General features: G+C 40.0%; 10 protein-coding genes and 1 pseudogene. 2 read left to right on the top strand and 9 right to left on the bottom strand.

The features are described from left to right. Window positions 1–2: 2 nt before the first annotated feature. From AB4329_RS11450 to AB4329_RS11425, 6 genes and pseudogenes are all read right to left on the bottom strand, one after another. A pseudogene (locus tag AB4329_RS11450) lies at window positions 3–80 on the bottom strand (SEC-C metal-binding domain-containing protein); the annotation flags it as partial. 1,159 nt (window positions 81–1,239) lie between these two features. Beyond that, window positions 1,240–4,932, bottom strand: coding sequence for a BREX-1 system adenine-specific DNA-methyltransferase PglX (gene pglX, locus AB4329_RS11445; protein WP_372138336.1), 3,693 nt, complete (start codon window positions 4,930–4,932; stop codon window positions 1,240–1,242). 106 nt (window positions 4,933–5,038) lie between these two features. Beyond that, complete coding sequence (gene brxC / locus AB4329_RS11440; protein ID WP_372138335.1) at window positions 5,039–8,782, bottom strand: BREX system P-loop protein BrxC; 3,744 nt, start codon at window positions 8,780–8,782, stop codon at window positions 5,039–5,041. A 109-nt stretch (window positions 8,783–8,891) separates the two neighbouring features. Then, the gene (locus AB4329_RS11435; RefSeq protein WP_102420195.1) at window positions 8,892–9,455 is read right to left on the bottom strand and encodes a DUF1788 domain-containing protein; all 564 of its coding nucleotides are present in this window, start codon (window positions 9,453–9,455) and stop codon (window positions 8,892–8,894) included. Next, window positions 9,455–10,054, bottom strand: coding sequence for a DUF1819 family protein (locus tag AB4329_RS11430; protein WP_102420194.1), 600 nt, complete (start codon window positions 10,052–10,054; stop codon window positions 9,455–9,457). The genes AB4329_RS11435 and AB4329_RS11430 overlap by 1 nt, the downstream gene beginning before the upstream one ends. 9 nt (window positions 10,055–10,063) lie before the next feature. Next, complete coding sequence (locus AB4329_RS11425) at window positions 10,064–10,963, bottom strand: WYL domain-containing protein (protein WP_102420193.1); 900 nt, start codon at window positions 10,961–10,963, stop codon at window positions 10,064–10,066. A gap of 192 nt (window positions 10,964–11,155) precedes the next feature. Between AB4329_RS11425 and AB4329_RS11420 the strand changes: the two genes are divergently transcribed. Both AB4329_RS11420 and AB4329_RS11415 read left to right on the top strand, forming a co-directional pair. Beyond that, a complete protein-coding gene (locus tag AB4329_RS11420) occupies window positions 11,156–14,140 on the top strand; it encodes a UvrD-helicase domain-containing protein (RefSeq protein ID WP_372138333.1) in 2,985 nt (994 codons plus the stop codon). Between the two features lie 237 nt (window positions 14,141–14,377). Beyond that, window positions 14,378–14,653 (top strand): hypothetical protein, encoded by a 276-nt coding sequence (locus AB4329_RS11415; RefSeq protein ID WP_372138332.1) that lies wholly within the window; start codon window positions 14,378–14,380, stop codon window positions 14,651–14,653. 28 nt (window positions 14,654–14,681) lie between these two features. Here the strand turns inward: AB4329_RS11415 and AB4329_RS11410 are convergent, their stop codons facing one another. The 3 genes from AB4329_RS11410 to AB4329_RS11400 form a co-directional block, all read right to left on the bottom strand. Beyond that, complete coding sequence (locus tag AB4329_RS11410; protein WP_372138330.1) at window positions 14,682–15,494, bottom strand: DnaJ domain-containing protein; 813 nt, start codon at window positions 15,492–15,494, stop codon at window positions 14,682–14,684. A gap of 417 nt (window positions 15,495–15,911) precedes the next feature. Further along, window positions 15,912–17,261 (bottom strand): relaxase/mobilization nuclease domain-containing protein, encoded by a 1,350-nt coding sequence (locus AB4329_RS11405; RefSeq protein ID WP_372138328.1) that lies wholly within the window; start codon window positions 17,259–17,261, stop codon window positions 15,912–15,914. Window positions 17,262–17,330: 69 nt separating this feature from the next. After that, on the bottom strand, window positions 17,331–18,101 hold the full coding sequence (locus AB4329_RS11400; protein ID WP_372138326.1) for a hypothetical protein: 771 nt from the start codon (window positions 18,099–18,101) through the stop codon (window positions 17,331–17,333). Window positions 18,102–18,228 lie beyond the last annotated feature (127 nt).

Genomic DNA, 18,228 nt, shown 5'->3' with positions numbered 1-18,228 from the left:
TTTTATGCACAACATTTTTTGTATTTTTTCCCCGACCCACAGATGCATGGATCATTTCTTCCTACTTTCGTAGATGTAACAGGGGGATGGTTTTGTGACATTTCTGGTTTGGATTTGCTCATTGAGTTCGAGCTTTTTTGAGATATAGAGGCGGCTATTAAGCTTGATTTATGCAAGATGACTGGGAATATCACATCGTTGTATATATGTAATGCTAACAGCTCATCCAATGAAGGCTCATAAAATGAAGGGTCTAGATGAATTTTATGTTGTTCAAGCGACGACCTTTGGTCATTGATATTAAAGCACGTAACGTCAGCACTACTATCTGTATGAACAAAAGCAATACCAATATGCAACGGTAGAACATTAGCAATCGTTAATAGTTCGTTGTTGTCACTGATTTTTTTGCTTTGACTCTGATACTTTAGGTCGTACTCATTGCCCTGATATTCGTAAACACTCAGTTTTTTGTAATCAATGTTTAGACTAGTGAAGTGGTGAAAAGGGTCAGACTCAGGTGTTGGTAATTCTACCTTACCTTTTGAGTAATCACTTGTTACAGGGGTCAAGTGCTGTTTAATTAATTCAACATCACAATCAATAGGGTGTAGAGATAAGTAATGTGGGTGATTGTAGTGTTTCTCATATTTGTAAGACTTCTCAATATCCTCAAAGCCTGCACCAGGAATTGTAAACCTCAAAGATTTTAGCATCTCATACACTTTAACCATGAAGTTAAAAATAACGGGTTCAATGTTGTAATGATCGTCAAAATCAACCAACTGAGCTTTGATTCGAGCGACTTTGTTTTCTTCACCATGTTCTAAATTTGGTTCATGGTTAATCGCTAAGTTAATGGTGGATTTCTTAACCAAGCAGACACGTAATAATTCTAACCTCATTTTTTGAGCAAAATTTCGGTCTACGTAGTAGCTTTTACCAACAAACTCGCCTTGGTGGACAGAATAATTACGTAATGCTTTTAACAGTAGAAACTCATCAAGTTTGAATAAACCAAGCTTTGATTTAGGAGCCTTACGTAATCTCTCATGCAGCTTGTATGCCTCTTCTACGAGATACTGAAGGCTTTCAAGATCAGATGACTGGGTGTGCTTATAATAGATATTAAATAATCTTGCAGCACATGGTTCAACGATCGATGTAATCATAACGCTCTTCTTCTTTGAAAATAGAAAAAAGCACAGTCCGTGGACTGTGCCATTACTACATAGCTACTTATCTGATGGCTTCTGGGTTATTACCGTGAATCGCTTTTACATCCGCAAGTAGGTTGCCGAATTTTCCGTAGTTAACCTTAACGCCGTCATCGAGATCGAGGCTGATTTTCATTTCAGCTAGGTGTTTTAACTCTTCATCGAACGTGACCAGTTCAGCTTGCTTCTTATCGATAACTTTAAGCTCTTTATCGATAGCGCGTAGTTCTGCACCAGACGCTGTTGCTTTCGAGTCTTCAAGGATATTCTTACGGCTCTCAAGCTTACCCATAAGCGGTGTGACATATTCTGTGCGCATGCGTGACAGCGTACCTTCGTTGTAACGGTGCAGGTAGACTAAACACTCAAATGCCTTTGCTTTACCTGAGCTAAACAGCCAGTAAATAGGGCGCTTCTTGTAAGTCTTCAAGTGATCTTTGTAGAACTGAGTCGAGAAGTAACGACGAATAGTATCAATCGAACTTTCACCCTTTTTAGCTTTGATTGCATCGAGGCACAAGCTCTCTGCAACGAAGTCTAAGTTTTCTTGAAGGTGATCATCACCCCATGCAGTTTTTACAAACTCACGGAAACGGGTAGTTGCATCATCTTTAAACACCCAATCTTCATCTGCTAGAGGTACAATACCGTCGTCGTCAGCGGGGAAGGTTTTATATGCGCCGTCTGCGACTAGCTCTTTGAAGCTATTGTTACCAGACTGAGCATAGACTAAACCTTCCCGATCTAATGAGTATCGCCCCATCATGCACGCTATTCCGTAGGAACAAAGTGAAGATATTGCAATACCACGAGTAACTTTTCTTATGGTTACATCTGACTCTTTAACATAACTTTGCAATACATCATCGAGCGCATACTCATGTATAAAGTGGTGGTTTATCTGGTGCTCTAAATCGCACAGTTTTGATACAAATCCCATTCTTTGATTACTAAAATACTCCCATGAATTAGTTAGCTTTGTCTCTCTATTAACTAGAAAATGACTTGAGAAGTCCCATGATAGTTCACTCAAGTCCCAGTCCATCTTGGATTTATCAACTACTTCTTGGACAAGCTTTTCAGTATCATCAACGTTACTAAAGATCACAGGTATTTTCCCTACGTTACCTTCAGAGTAGCTGAGGGTAGGAGCAATAGCCTTCATGTAATAGTTCATTACATTAGAGTTAAAAAGCCCTAATAAATAAAACATATTATTATCTGTATAGCATATAGACCCTGCTGATTCAGAGAGAAAACCCCTTGGGCTATATCTCATTGAGAAGTCGCCGACAGTTAATGTAGTCCAAGTAGTACCTTCCCTATGTGCAAAACTAAGGTTTTGTGGGCGAGATCTTAACTTACCATTCTTGTCAAAAAAATTCTTAAGGTCGTGTCCATTGTCCTTCCATTGAACAATGAACTCATTGTTTCCATACCACCTTCTTTTGGCTCCACCTTTTTGAATTGGACACCAAGATTTGTTTGAGGGCCATTCGTAAGATTCTGAATTTTCGGCGTTTAATTCAATTAACGAAAAGTCAACCTCATGCCAATACCTTAAAAACCTATCGTTGTCTCCTGTCTTGATTCCTTGTTTTGGGTATGCAACTTTTGAAACAGGCTTGTTCAGTTTAAATGCATCTATAGCTGTAGATTTTAATTCAAGAGCAAAGACGGACTCAGGTATTACCTGAAGTAAATTCGCAGAAAATGTCCTTTTCCAAGGGCAGCTATCATCCATAATTGCCTCAATCAGTTTTTTAGGCTGTAGTTCTGCACCGTAAAAGTCATTTAGGTCAAAATAACTTGCAAGGTAATTGCTAATGTTTTCTTTTCTTATAGAGAAAGTACAAATAGGCACATATGCAGACTCAAAGAAAGAGTGATATTCTGGTCTAACAATAGACTCAAATGTCGCATCACTAAGTAGTTTATCTCTAAATTTTTTGAAGCTAGGTAAGAACATCCACGTAAAGGGCGTCATGAAGGATAGGTATCCGTTATGGTTCATACGTGAGTGAAAGTGAAGTACAAATGCACTGTATAAGTCATGCTTAGCTTCTGGGTAGTCTTTAAATATTTTCCCCTTAACATGAGGATTAAAATATTTAAAACCCATGTATGGAGGATTGGCAATAATTATATCTGGGTTGATAGCTAAAGTAATAGCTTGCTGAATGATTGGCAATATGGATTTAACTGCTTGATTTTTTAGCTGAGAATTCTTAATTGAAATATCAATAATTCTATTTTGTAGTTCAAGTAAGTGTTTGTAGTGCTTACTGTCTATCTCTATCAAAGAACCTAAATTTTTGGCATCAATGAACTGCTCTTTCAAGTATCGAAGCAAATCAAGATAAATTCTGCTTTCTGCGGTTGGCTCTACTAATTCTAGTTGCGCTTCTCCGAATAGGTCGTCAATTGAGCCTGCTTGCTTGTTGCCATCAAGATCTAAATCTGACCAAAGCTGGTTAATATTAAGGCTTTCAGTTGATTGGATTGAGTGGATATTTAACTTGATATTACGTGTGAAGATACGTTTATCATCTTCACGAGCTTTCATTAATACTGCAAATGCTGCCATTTGCGCTGCGCGATCATCAATATCTAGACCATAGATGTTCTTGGTAAGAATCAGCTCAGGGATCTCACGTAGGCGGTAGCCACGTTCTAAGTAGATTTCACGCAGCACTTCATATACTTCAACTAAGATATGGCCACTACCGCAAGCAGGATCAAGCACTTTGATTTCTTCAGGATCAATGCTGGTTGGCGTAATGGCTTTTAGCTGTTCAATCACATCATCACTTTGTTCAGCAGGTGTAATGTAATACTCCATTTTGTCTTTCAGCTCAGAGTCAGGGTAGGTTGCTAGCCATTGACGGCCAAGCGAGTTTTGAACGAGATACTTAACAATCCAATTAGGGGTAAATAGTTGAGTCGCAGCAGGGATATCTTCACACTTAACGACTTTACCAATAACCGCATCTTTGTGTTCAGAGATGTAGAACTGGTATAGCCAACCAATAACTTCGATTTGCCCTTTACCCGTTTCACTATCTTTCCAGTTATCTTCTGGAATGTCGTTGACCAAATCCTTTAAGATTGAATCGGTTTTTGTGAGGTTATCTGGGAGCAGCAACTCTGTGGCATCATCAAGCTGTTCAAACATAAATGGCATGGCTTCGCTTAGCTGGTGGCATTGGCCTAAAAGGAGAGTGCGGTAAAGCTCTTCTTCTTTGTTGCCATCAAGCACCATGTCTATGATCTGGTCTTTGTCTAGCCCAAGTTCATCCGCTACATCAGCCGCTGAGTTTAAGATTTCAAAGCCTTCGCCAAACAGCGCGTTTTCGGCCTTACTTAATACACGAAAACCATGATCTAGGTATTCGTTAACTTCCATATAGCGGATAGCAGTTAGGCGGTTAAACCATGTAAAGGCCGTTTCGTTGATAAACTGATTAAAGCCATCTTTATGCACGAACTTACCATCGTGCGTGCCTAACGCTTCAATACGTTTTACTAGCTGATTACGCTGTTGACCTTGTTTACGAGTGTAAACCTCTTTCTCGATAATCGCGCTGTCACCATCAATCGTGATGTCGCTGATACGGTCTTCGAAAATACCGAGTTTTGCCGCTCTGTTTTTTACCGCTTCCATAAAAGCAACACGTGCTTTTGGTGCGTAAGATTTTAGCTTATTGGTGTTCATTGAATTCTCATCTAAATTGGTTGGATTTCCACGCTCATAGAGCGTGGGTTCCTTTGTATTTTTGTTGTTTCAACTGCTGCTCTTAGTAGACAAGAGCAGTAATGGGCTACTTAATGCGTACTTTATGGTTTGAAGCAATTAGCCCAGAAAGTTGAGTCTTGAGTGCCGCAAGGTAGTTATCTAACTCTTCTTCTGTTTCAAGATAAGTGGTATCACCTAGCTCTTGGAAGACTGCACCTGCTTTGATGGTCACAACCTTTTTAGCTTTCGGCTTTGCTACCACAGGCTCCGCAACTTTTAATGGTTCTTTTGTTGCACTCGCACCATAAGGATTTGAGCCTGTAGGCTCTAGATCCAATGCACCATTGTCTTGAGTGCTTGAGCCTTTTATTGAGTCTGGCTGCGGGCTTTGAGCCTCTTTTTTACGACGCTCTTCTTCAAGAGCTGCCTGGCGTTCAGCCGCTTTAATTTGCTGGTCAATAAAGGCATTGATGATCTCTTCAGCTTGCTCTACTAAGCTTTCAGAATTTCTAAGCTCTTCATTGATTTCAGCAATGCTGGTTAGGTGTTCTAAGCGTTTACGAGACAGCTGCAACGGGCGAAGTGCATCATTACTGATGGTATCTGTCGCTTTTGAGTCTGTTACGTGTTGTTGAACGTCATCAATAGCGGCTTCAAGTTTACTTGCTACTTCTTTACGGCGAGCTACCAGCATTTCGTCATTTATGCTTCTTACGGTTTCGATTAGGCCCTGCACTTGACGGATTTTCCCGTAAGGGCGCTCATCGTTATAAATCGCTTCCAGTTTTTCTAATGCGGTATTCGCAACTTCAGAGGTTTTGAGTAGATGACGGTTTTTCGCAAACTCAATACTCAGGGCGTTCGCTAGGCTTTGCCATGTTGAGAATTGTTTTTCATAGAAGACATCTAGCTCTTCATAATCTTCTTCAAATTCTTCTAAACCAGAACCTTGGCGCAAGAACTCGTCGATGAACTTATAGCTACCTTGTTGCTCAACAAGAGAAGAAATTGAGAGAATGCCATCTTCAATTTCATTTTTCCCAGGGAACTTGCCTGTTGTCGATTTTGCTTTGAAATCCTTCAGCTTGGCTAGCATGCCCTTAAGAAGCTGAAGCGCTTGCTCATGAAGATCTTTTTCATTCGCTGGTGCATTTTTGTGGAATACAGACTTGTACAGCTTGGCTGCTTTTTTTAGGTTTGCTTCAGACTGTTGTTGAATACGGCGAATACGTAAATTGGCACGCTTAGCATTTTTGTCTAGGTGGTCAAAGGCACTGCGTAAAGGCACGTCTTGTTGGTTTGCTTGCAGTGTGATTTTGTTTGCTACCGCTAAGCGAGCAATCATCAGGATGATTTCGTTATCGTTCCAACCAAACGGGCTACGTGAAAATTTCTTCACCATGTCGCCAGCGGTAAGAGGGCGGCCATACTCATCACTGATAGAGATATGTTGCTCTAGCTCGAAAAGAGCACGAGGGTTTGCTTCAACGTCTGATAAGTCGATGTTTAGTTGGCTTAGATCATCAACAATTAAGGTTTGTTGAATTTGTTGGCGAATGTCACCGTTGTAAGGTTTAACAAACTTAAGCTTATTAAACGTATCTTCAATCACTTGGCGGTAAGCATTGTCGATAATCGCAGTAGCGGTTGCACCTTTAGTATTGTAATTGTGACCTAGTAGATAGAAGTCGGATTGTTTAATGACTTCTTCTAACTCAGTAACAATAAGTTTACGTCGAGCGCTGTTTTCAGCTGCTTTCGCACGAATTAGCAGCTCCATATCGGCATCGCGACCAGCATTACGCTTGGTGTATTTAGCGGTACGAATATAGGTACGTAACTCACCAAACAAACGAGACTTGTCTTGTAGTTTTATCAAGATTGAATCAGAAGACTCATTGCCGCAAACGGCATCGCTCATGTCATCGTAGCTGGCATCAATTGGCGAGATCACTTTTAGGTGTAGATCGTTATCAATCGAGCCTTTTTCAAAGGGTTGACCGTTACAATATCGTGAAACAGGGAAATCCTGTTTGTTCTCTGGGTAACGGTAGGTTTTACTACTACGAAGAATTTCTTCAAAGAGGATCTTGCTGAGTTCAGCCGTTTCATCTGATGTTTCGATGTCGGTATTTTGAATCTCTTTCTCAATCTCTTTTTCTTCGTTAGTTAGAAACTTATATTCGTCACCTTCGCGAGCAATCAAGAGGTTGTTTTCTAACGCATCTAATCTATCTGTGATGTCGATACGAAGCTGGCGTTTGTCTTGGTCTACTTCAGAGATACACAGCGTAACGATGTTATCGATCGTCGACTTCATCTCTTCTACGTAACGAATCATAAATAGCGTTTGAAGAACTTGAATTGCAAATTCATCAATTGATGCTTTTTGTTGAGCTTGGTTGATATCACGAACAACAGCGGTATCAAGGAACTTCTTAATAGAAGGGTAGAAGCTGTATAGCGGGATCAAACGGCCAATCTCATCGGTAACAAATTGATTGGTAGCAGTTTGGAACGCTTCAATAAGTGAACGTTCACCTTTCGCTAGGTGCGTACCTGCTGCGCCTGCTTGCGAAATACCAGAAAACACTTTTTGGATTAGGTTGTACTGGTAAGGTGCAAACGGGTAGCTTGATACGAAGTTCTCTGTTCCTGAGAAGTTTGAGAACTCGGCCTTGTTGGTTTGTTCAAAGCTAAGTTGGCTGCGAATGATGTCGCCTTTGTCATTGTATAAAGCGGCTAGAGCAGTTTGCGCAGGCTCTGTTTTATCCAATAGACGTTTTTCGATAACTTCGTTTACGTTTGAGCTAGATAGCGAGATACGATCAAAGCGTTGTTGGATACGAGAGAAGTCGTTCTTACGTGAACCTTCTTGCATCTTACCCAAGACAGCATCAATGTCTTCTTGTGATGTCACGACTACCCATGCACGGCCTTCACAGATTGTGCCTAGGCTTTCCGTGATGGTTTGAAGCTTGAGCATCATTTGTGTGTTTTGACCAATGTACTGACCAATTTCATCGACAAAGAAGCTAATGCGGCGTTCAGGGCTGCCGTCTAGGTATTGTTTAACCCATTTACAGAAGTTTTGAATGTCTAGGCTAAAGTTGTTTTCTAAGCGCTCTATCGCTTGGCGGCCTGCTTCTTCAGATTGACCTGTTACTTTAGCGAAGGCTTCAGCAAGGTCATCACGGTAGAAGTCATAAGAATCACGTTCTTCAAGCCAAGATGAACCAGATAGTTCTTCAAAAGCTTGGTGGAACTCTTGAAGCTTGCCACGTGCATCTAAGTCACGCTCAAGGTCTGCAATGTGGGCATGATCGCCAGAGTAGCCCATCTTTTCGTTAAAGACTTTTAGGAATACTTTTAAGATTGCGTCTTCTTTGTCGTCGGTGTCTGCGCGGCTATCGATGTTGAAAAGGATAACGTTGTTTTCTTTTTGAATCGCACGACGCATATCGCCTAACAGCATTTGATCTTCTGCTAATTTGTCTTCGAAGAAATCAATCGCTCGCTTTGTAACGCCATCATGTGTGGTTTCTACGTTTTTCAGTAGGTACGACATGATTTTGATAAAGTGAGATTTACCAGAGCCAAAGAAACCCGATACCCAAATACCAGACTTACCTGTTGCAGAGGCTTTTTTAGGATCGTCTACTGAGGGCATGTAGTATTTGAAGAACTGCTCAATATGACCTTTAAGTTCAGCGGTGATGACATACTCGTCGAGTTCGACGAAGACGGTTTCATTTCCTACCTGATCGGCTTTAACAACACCATTGATTGGGCGCGAGATATCTTTGTTAAATAGCTGCTGTAACTGCATTTGATTTCCTAGCTAACTTTTTGTTTCAGAGAGTACTTATTTGATAACAGAGTACTTCTTCCGATTATGTTTAGTGCGACTACGTTTTTTAAGTGGACTCAAAGAAACGTTATGCCAGTTTAAAGGCTCGGTAATAGTTGTTTGATTCGATACGGCCAAATGGTTTAAGCGCCGCGCCATCATATTCACCTGGGTAGAACATTACAGTTGGAACTTGGCCTACTTTAGCGTGCAACGCATTGAGTAGTCCGTGACCTCGGACAATAGGCCAAACACTTCCCATGCCATGAAGCATGATAAAGTCACAATTATCTATGTTGGCTTCTTTCACTATGAATTCTGCAACGCGATTTTGCTCTAGTGGCCCTTTTAACGCTTTAAATAGTGCTTCATCGCCTTTCGCAAATTGCATTTTGAATGACTTATCGAGTAGTCGGCGTGATTCCAGTAGCTTAATGATCATTTCGAACAAGTTGATACTGGCAAAGGTGTAGCCTCTGTTTGACAGCTTCTTTTCCAACAGTTCAATATGCTCGCGAACTGCCAGTTCATGCTCTGGTTTATAGTCAAAGATATAAAAGCCGATCTCACCACCAAGCTCCTTATTCTGAAGGAACTCATCACTTTCTAGGCGTGATTGGATGTTGTCTAAGCGTTGTTGTAACTGGAGCATTAGTAAATCTCCATAGCCTGGATGATGTCGTCTCTATCCATATCGACTAATAGCTGACGTACATCTGGCGTAATGTAAATGTTGGTGAGTACTTTGGTTTTTGTGCTTTCTAAGAAGCCACCGTCTGTCATGACTTTGAATGCGACTTGGGCAATTTTGTAGGTTGAAGATTCCGACATATCAGCGAAGTCAGGATAAATACGGCACTTATCTTCCCAGAAGTATTCCCAATCTTTCATATCGATATTTTCTCGATACATGCGTTTTGCATCCATCACAACAGTACGCATGAAGTCAGCAAGTAGCGGAGAGTTAATCAGTGTTGCAGCCATCATTAACTGTGCCGCTTCTTCGTGGTTAGCATTAACCAAAGTTGATAGGAATTTATTTCCCAAGTTGGCAATGCGCTTTTTTATCGTTGCAGCATTGCGTTTAGCTGATGCTGGAGAGCGCTTTTGAAGAATGTTTTGATCAACAATGGCATCATCCCATTGTTCTTTGCTTGGATCTGAAAGCAGCAGCTCGGCAATAAGCTGAGCTTCTGTGATCATTAGGCTGCCACCGATCAGGTCGCCAAGGTATTTTTTATGTTCTGCCATGTTTACGTCCTAATTGATGCTTTCAGTATTAACTATACTTGTAGATTCAGAGTAACCCGATGCAAGATGCAAGTTGTCGACACCATACAAGGTTGGTCTATTAGCAAGCCATAATTGGTGTTCAGGTGTCGTTTGCGTTGCGTTCTCAGAGCAATCGACATTCCAACGTCGTAATAGGTAACCCGTTAATGCTGCGCGAACTTCAATGGAGAGTCTTCCATTCTTCATAGAGTAATCAAGTTCAATTGCTTTTGGGTAATCTACGTTATTCGGATGAGGTACTAGATCTAACGGTACGAATCTCATCCACTGTTTGTCTGCGAGCATGGTTTGAGTTTCGAGTACGGCGTTATCCGATAGTTCAGCTTTGGTAATTCGAGAAATAACGAAGTCGCGGAACTCATTCGTTTGGCAATCATAAGCGCGAATGTGCCAACGCAATCCGTTATCAACAATAGAGTGGGGAACGACAGTTCGTTTTTTCTCGCCGCTAGATAGCGACACGTAACTTATCTTTACCGCTTTGTTGTTCAGAGCTGCTTGAGTAAGGACAGCTACGATGTTGGTGTTAGGCGCGTTAAGTTGGCTTGGAGCTTCAAATGGAATGCCTAAGCCGTTAATTACACTGTCTTCACCTGAAAGTTGATTGGCTAGCTTACCAAGCGTTTCATTTGTGTTGTGATTAAATAGAGGGACAAATGCTGCTGTCTGAAAGTATCTTTTCTCAGCGTTGTCGTAGGTAAGGTTATGGGCTGCCATCTCTTTGTAGAGATTGATATCGCGAGTGGCATTTGATAGTCCCATCTTAAAATGTTCTACAACTTCTGAACGCGTAAAGTGGCCGACAAACATTAATTTAAAGTCGATGTAAGCAAGCCTTTGTTTTTGTGCGTAGTTGAGATTATCCATGAAATCCATACTATTTTTAATTTGGGTATAGTATGAACCATTTTGGGTTGGACTTCAATTGTTGGGGCTGATTGCTTTATGCTTAACTGTTACTGATTTGTTCACTGCTATTGGTTAGAATAATAACCATACATGTATTCTGGATTACTAGTGGCGATGCAGAATTTAAAATCCAATTATTGAAGTAGTCTGATGCATTTAAGTACACATCCAGCGGTAAACTTGTGGAATAAACTATGGAAAAAGAACCAGTCTGTCGTTCTATCACCAACCAACATTAGACTAGAATACTCCCCTCAAAGTTTAGAGATTCTGCTAGATTCGCTAGTAAATATATCCATTGAAAAGGGTTTGTTCTTTCATCGTTTAGTTATTGAAACTGAAGATAACGGTGTTGTTGTTTTGAAAGGTTATCGTCAATCAGATCTAATGGATTTTACTCAAAAGACGATTGATTCTTTGTTGCTTCTCATTGCGAGTAGTGATCGATGGCTAGCATATCAAGATTCCTTAGCAAAGCTTCACGCCAGAAGTTGTTATTTGTCATCTTATGAATGGAGGCCTATAGCCTCGGCTTATCAGCTCGTGTGTAAGTTGCAGAATTTGGGTGTATCGCCAGATCAATTAACGAGTCCTTTGCACAGAAGTGTCTATGAAGAGGCTAAATCACTTTCTTCGGAAAGCGTAAGTGAACTAGGGCGAAATCTGCACAATGAACAAGTGACACCACTATTAGTCTCCAAATACAAACGCTTCTTTGATGAGGTAGAGAAAAATCCATTAACAGACAAGCAAAGAATTGCTTGTGTAACTAATGATGATCACAACCTTGTGATTGCAGGCGCTGGTACGGGTAAAACGGCAACGTTAGTGGGTAAAGCTGGCTATCTCATTCAAGCAAACATAGCTAAGGCTGAGAACATACTAATGCTGGCCTTTGGTAACAAAGCAGCGGCTGAGATGAACGAACGTATAAAAGATCGTATTCCAGCTAATGCAGATCACCTGAGGGCAAATACATTTCACGCTCTAGGTAATGACATCTTAGCAAGGCACCATGGATTTAAACGTTCAATTACGTCTTTTACGGAACAACCACATCAGTTCACGAAGTTTATTGACGAGACGCTCAGTGATTTGGCTGAGCATGACCCTCTATTTAAATCTGCTTTGGTCAATTATTTTTCAAGCTTGAGCACACCAGGGAAATCCGATCTAGATTTTGATTCTATGGAGGAATACAACGAATTTCTGTCAAGTTGCCGTTTGATTACGTTGAACAATGAATGGGTAAAAAGTGTAGGGGAGCTGAGAGTTGCTAACTATTTGGCATTGAGTGGCATCAAGTACGAGTACGAAGCCGACTACAAATTTAACACCAGAAGCGTCGATCGACGCCAATATCAACCTGATTTCTATCTGCCTGATGTCGATCTCTACATTGAATACCTTGGGTTGGATGAGAATGACAATACAGCGCCCTATATCGATAGAGATGAGTACTTAGCAAGCTTAGAATGGAAACGCGAGCTACATGAGTCGAAAGGCACTCGTATGCTTGAATTGTACACATATCAACTCCAAAAAGGTCAATTGCAATCATCTTTAGAAGCTGCATTAAACGAGTATGAAGTGCTCACCCAGCCTGTAGAAGTCGATGCATTGTTCAAGCAGCTTAAGGAACAAAACGAAAGTCAATGGCAAGGTTTTATAGACCTACTACAACGTTTCTTAGGCTTGTATAAAGAAGGGCAGTTTGATTCAAATACAGTGCGAGATGAATATCGCGGTGGAGGCTATGATATTGAGAGAACGGAAGCCTTCTTGCGGATTTTTGAGCCTATTTTAACGGTGTATCAGGAGCACTTAGCTAATACAGAATGTATTGATTTTAGTGACATGATCTCTGAAGCGACTGATATTATAGAAAAAGGTCGTTTTCATCATTCGTATACTCATGTTTTGGTTGATGAGTTTCAAGATATCTCTGGTGGTCGTTATAAGTTACTTAAAGCGCTATTGGCTTCAAAGCCAAACATTCGTTTATTCGCTGTAGGTGATGACTGGCAATCCATTTACCGTTTCAATGGTGCCGATTTAGCGTTATTTACTGAATTTTCCGCCGTGTTTAACCCTGCCACAGCCGTTCCTTTGGACAAGACCTTTCGCTTTAATGACAAAATTCATGAAGTGAGTAGTCGTTTTGTAATGACAAACCCAGCTCAAATCAAAAAAGAGATCTCCACTCACGCTATGTTAGATGCACCTGCTGTCAGGTTGGTTGACGTAAAGAAAGATATGGAAAACCTCAAGTCGATTAGCAGTGTGAAGGAAAGGAAAAATCAAGCATATGTGATTTCTTTACAGCGTGCTTTAGCTACGTTAAATCGCACAGCCGATAGAAAAGGCGAAGTCGCTTCTGTTCTGATTATTGGACGCTTTCGCCAAGAAAATACTTCTCAATTGAAAGGTATTAACGTTGAGAAGTTTTCGTATACAAATTTGGATATTAGCTTTGTTACAGCCCATGCGAGTAAGGGGCTAGAGGCTGACTATGTGATTTTATTCGGGGTTGATACTGGTGTATTTCCTTCGACGAGGGAAAACGATGAGCTGATCGATCTAGTTTTGCCAAACAAAGAAAGCTTTATCCATGGTGAGGAAAGACGGTTATTTTACGTAGCGTTGACTCGAGCGAAGCACTTTGTTTACGTATTATTCGATGGCGATAAAAGCAGCCCATTTTTATCCGAAATGGCAAAGTTTGGCTTGCAGTTTGTTGATAATAAATTAGCGCCACAACTTGCAAAGTGGAACTGTAGCCAGTGTAAGACAGGTGAACTTCGTCCGTTAACTACCAGATACAATAAAACTTTGTATAAATGCTCACACGCACCAGCCTGTGATACGTTGGTCAATAGTTGCAAGCATTGCAACTCTCCCTTGGAAACTCATGCAAAAGGGTTTAGACGTTGTCGCGGTTGTGGTGAAATTGAGATAGGGTGCTTACGTTGTGGCATCGGTACGATGGTTGCACGCTGTGAGAATGATCCTAATCGAGAGACGTTTTATGGCTGTAATCGCTTTAGAAGAGGTGCTGATGACTCATGTGGAGAAAACATTAAGATTGGGGCATATGATTCAAGAGTGGCTGAGGCTAGGTCAATTACTAAATGATTGTTTAATTGATAGATAAAATCAAAGGGAAATCATGTCATATATTGATTTTCTATAAAAGTGGAGACCCCAGGCTTTGCATGCGAACTTCAATAGTTTAAGCAGTATGGTTTCACCATACTGCCTTTTCTACTGCTAGTGATGTGGGTGTGGATTTGTGCAGTTGTGATCTTTTATTATATATAGTGGTGTAACTGCACACATTTAACTACGATGATTCTTGGTAAATTGAGTTGTGTGGAAACGAGCTATCCAAATGCAACTAATTTACCCGTAATCGTGCAAGCATACCTATGGACAGAAACGAGTTTCAAAAGTCGAACATTAGTATTCTGCCCGTTAGAAGCTCAGCTTCAAAAACTGGCTGTTGTTTTTGATGGGCGCGATACTGGAAAAACAAACACCCTGAACTGCTGCCGAATATCTCTAAAATGTCAGAAACTACCTGTAAACGATTTAGCAGGTGGTGGTCGCAATGACACAGGGCATTACACAACAGAGCGTTTGTTTTAAGCTATGGAGTTTACGTTTGTTAGAATTGTTACTCGCTCACATTAACAATTTTAGCTTGAGAGCCAGTTAGGTTACTTAGTATATCTATTTCAGCATCAACTTCATTTTTATAGCTCGCGGACATCCAAACCATTACTTTAAAGTAGTCTAAAGTAGGTTCAACAGATGCGTTATATCCGCGTTTTTTAAGGTCTTGAACTACATTTATTGCGTTTTTTTGATTACGTAAAGCCATGAGTAATAGCTTGTAATTCTGCCTTTTCTCATTTTTTCCGCTTGTAACAATATCGGGTATACTTCCTCTGGAACTTGGGACATCACTGTACAGTCTCTCTGATACAGGTATGGCATCTTCATACTGCCTCTCTGAGACCGTAAAACCAGCTATGGCTGATAATATAGCCATGATAATTATTGAAAAATACGGCGTTTTATTAGAAGAGTTAGCACGCACAGCATTGCTCTGTTTTTCAAATGCAGCTAGCTGATAGCTTTGTTGCTGTAATTTCTCTTTTAGTTGCTCTGCTTCCAATTTGCTTTTCTTAAGCTCTTCATTTAGGCGATCTTTAGCAATTTGTTGTTTTGAAAGATCAGCCTCTAGCTGTCGAATTTGTGCTCTGAGTTGTTTTCCAACATGCTCGCTTTGATGATGTTTTTGATCAAAAACATGGTCACCATAACCACCAGTTACTTTATCAAATGCCAGTTTTACTAGTTTAAAAAGTTCGTTACTACCGCCCTTATCTGGGTGACACTTAGCTGAAAGCAGCTTATACCTCTTTTTAACCTCTTGTGTTGTTGATGCTTGAGATGTTCCTAGTATTTCGTGAAAAGTAGTCATCTATATGGAGTGCTTTTAAGTTGGGAACTTATTCTACCTAAAATTGATGTTCAATAGCTAGGGCGTGTTGAACTTTCGTGGTTGTTTTTTGAACGACATGGCAAGGAGTTATAATTTCTTTCGAAAAAACCAAAACACGCTCGGGTAGTGGCCTAAACTCATTGCATGCATATTTCGGAGTATTCCGATCAGTTATTTCCGTTTGGGGATTATCCGATCAATTTTAGCTCAACTTCGAAATCGGAGATCGAACTAACGATAACCTCGGTCGGAATACCCGAAGATGTAGATTTTTATATTTTAAATCAACGGCTTGATTGACTCTTGTTACCGTCGTTCTTCCTAGTGCAAAGGATCAGAATGTTAGTAATAATGATATTTCGTACTGGTTATCCTTTTGAACAATTTGCACCTTGGTCAACTTCTGATATCGAAGCCAAGACTCATAGGTTCAGGTGTACCACCAAACTTTTCATATACCAGTTCAAAATCCGCAGTCCTTACAAATCTTTCCAGGCTCTCGATTAACGACAAGAGTAGGTAGTAAAGTAATTTAAATGAGAGCGCTGAGTTACGTATTAATGAGCTTTCTAGTTCTAAAGTTACCTGTTTTGTTGCTCTCTCCTCAAAGCTTGTGCGTTTTCGCTTAGCATGCTTTAGATACTCTTTGTAGAGTCGATTGCCTTCTAAAATATGTAGTACTCTTGCAGTATCGTTTTTCAATACTACGGCATTGAAGATAAGTTCATCATTCTCTTTTTCTTCCACTCTTCGCTTAGCTGTGATTTCTTCAAGGTTGGCTAGTTTTTCAGTGGATAGCTTTCTGATTGTTTCAAAACGTTCCAGCTCTTCTGTTGGTGGATGTTGGTAGTGAGTTACCTCTAGTGCTTCGATAGACAATATTCCGTTTTTGACTAGACCACCAAGCGCAAACTTGTTCCCCGATTTTAACGCAGAGCCAGCAAACCTAATATCTCCGAATATGTAGGTGATGCCTCGAAACCTTGTATTAGCTTTATCCTTAGTTAACTCAACTTGAATACCAATGTGAAGTAATGCCAGCTCAAGTTCGGGTAGGGACGCTTGCTTGTGAGCAAGGGACAGAATTGCTGTCTCAACTTTTCTACGCATCATATGCTTTAGTGAGTGCTTATTAGCGTTGTTAATTTTGTTGTCATATCTTTTGTTTTTGTCAGCGCTGGATTCGATCTGGTTGAGGTTGTACTTCTTCTCAAAAAAGCGCATTACCTCCTGAGCTTTGTTGTAGTTTTGCCAGTTGTTTATAATTTTTCGTGAAACCACATCGACAACTGAACAGGCGATATGAATATGCTCATTATCGGTATCGGAATGCTTAAATGCTATGTACTTAGCGTTTTCAAAGCCCAGCTTTGTCATTAGGGAGTGAGTAACATTGGTCCATTGAGATTTTCTCAGTGACTCATTAACATCGAGTGAAACAACAAAGTGACGGAAGTGCTGCTTTGTGTTTTTATTTAGTTTGTAAGCATTTTGAAGCTCTTCAATTGCTTCAGACCAATCAACATCTCTCGCATTTGTTTCAGCATCATCAGGAATGGAGTAAATTTCGTTAGCGTATATAAACTGAGAGATGGGACTGCTTAGTTCTTCTTGTTTTGTTTGTCCCGCAGCATATTTAGCAAGCCTTGCCACATCATCTTTAGTTTGTGCAGATGTGTATAGGATTAGGTCAGATGCATCTTTTATAGTCTGCTTAGCTTTTGGTTTTAATTCTTCAAATATCATATTTTATTCTTTTTATTGTTAATTATGATTTATTGGGAAGGCTTGCTCTTTGAGCAAGCGTATCTCTATTTATTCATTTTCTTGAATTAGTTTGTGTTCATATAACATTTTGAGTTTATTTGAACTTAAATGCTTTAGTGCGATCATTTCTGCTGTCTTAACTGTGTGATTATCCATAACCAAGTTTCTTGTTATATTATTGTCATTTCTTATTTTAGCGATCATGGTTGTGAACTGTTTAGTCATATCAGAATTTTTTAGAATTGCAGCGATAGCATCTTCTTTATCTAGGAGTTCTTCAAGCGATTTGGCTATACGTTTGTTAGTGTTAAAATAAGCTTGATATTCTTTATTTTGGTTTGGGCGAATTTCGACTTTATCTCTTATAACGTCCCTCAAGAATGAACTAACAGTATTATAATTGTAGCTATCACTTGCTGCTTTTAGGTTTTCAGACTCTGCTACAGTAATGCTGGTCTTAAGATGGACGGACAGTTTATCTTTCGTAAGCTTCCTATCTTTTTTAAAATTGGACTTAAGATCCTCAAGGAGTTTGTTCTTTTTCCTCTTTACGTTCTCATCAATGTCGGCACGGGATGCTGAGTAAATTAACCCAACGACTAAGTCTATTAATTCGGAATACTCATCAATTGTTAATTCTTCAAAGACATCGCATGCTTTTTCATAGCTCGGTGTCAGTTGAATAATTTGCATCTTCAATGTGTTTTTTCCGTAATGATATTTCCCTTTATTTATTAAATTAGTCAGCGATTTCTTTTGAGGGCGACTACACTGACTATAAATTTTAAAGTGTTTGCGTGGTTCTAATGGATTATTCATTTTAATTAATCTCTTTTTATTATATTTAATCTAAATGGGTAACATTGCTGTTTATTATATCGAAAATGCCACAGGCTATTTTCGCAACCGAAACTCTGGAAGAGATGAGGTAGGATTTTAAAATTAT

It is taken from the genome of Vibrio sp. 10N.261.54.A5, from assembly GCF_041471145.1.
Lineage (GTDB): Bacteria > Pseudomonadota > Gammaproteobacteria > Enterobacterales > Vibrionaceae > Vibrio > Vibrio crassostreae_C.
The sequence above is the reverse complement of the archived record's forward strand: the minus strand, read 5'-3'. Positions and strand labels throughout refer to the sequence as shown.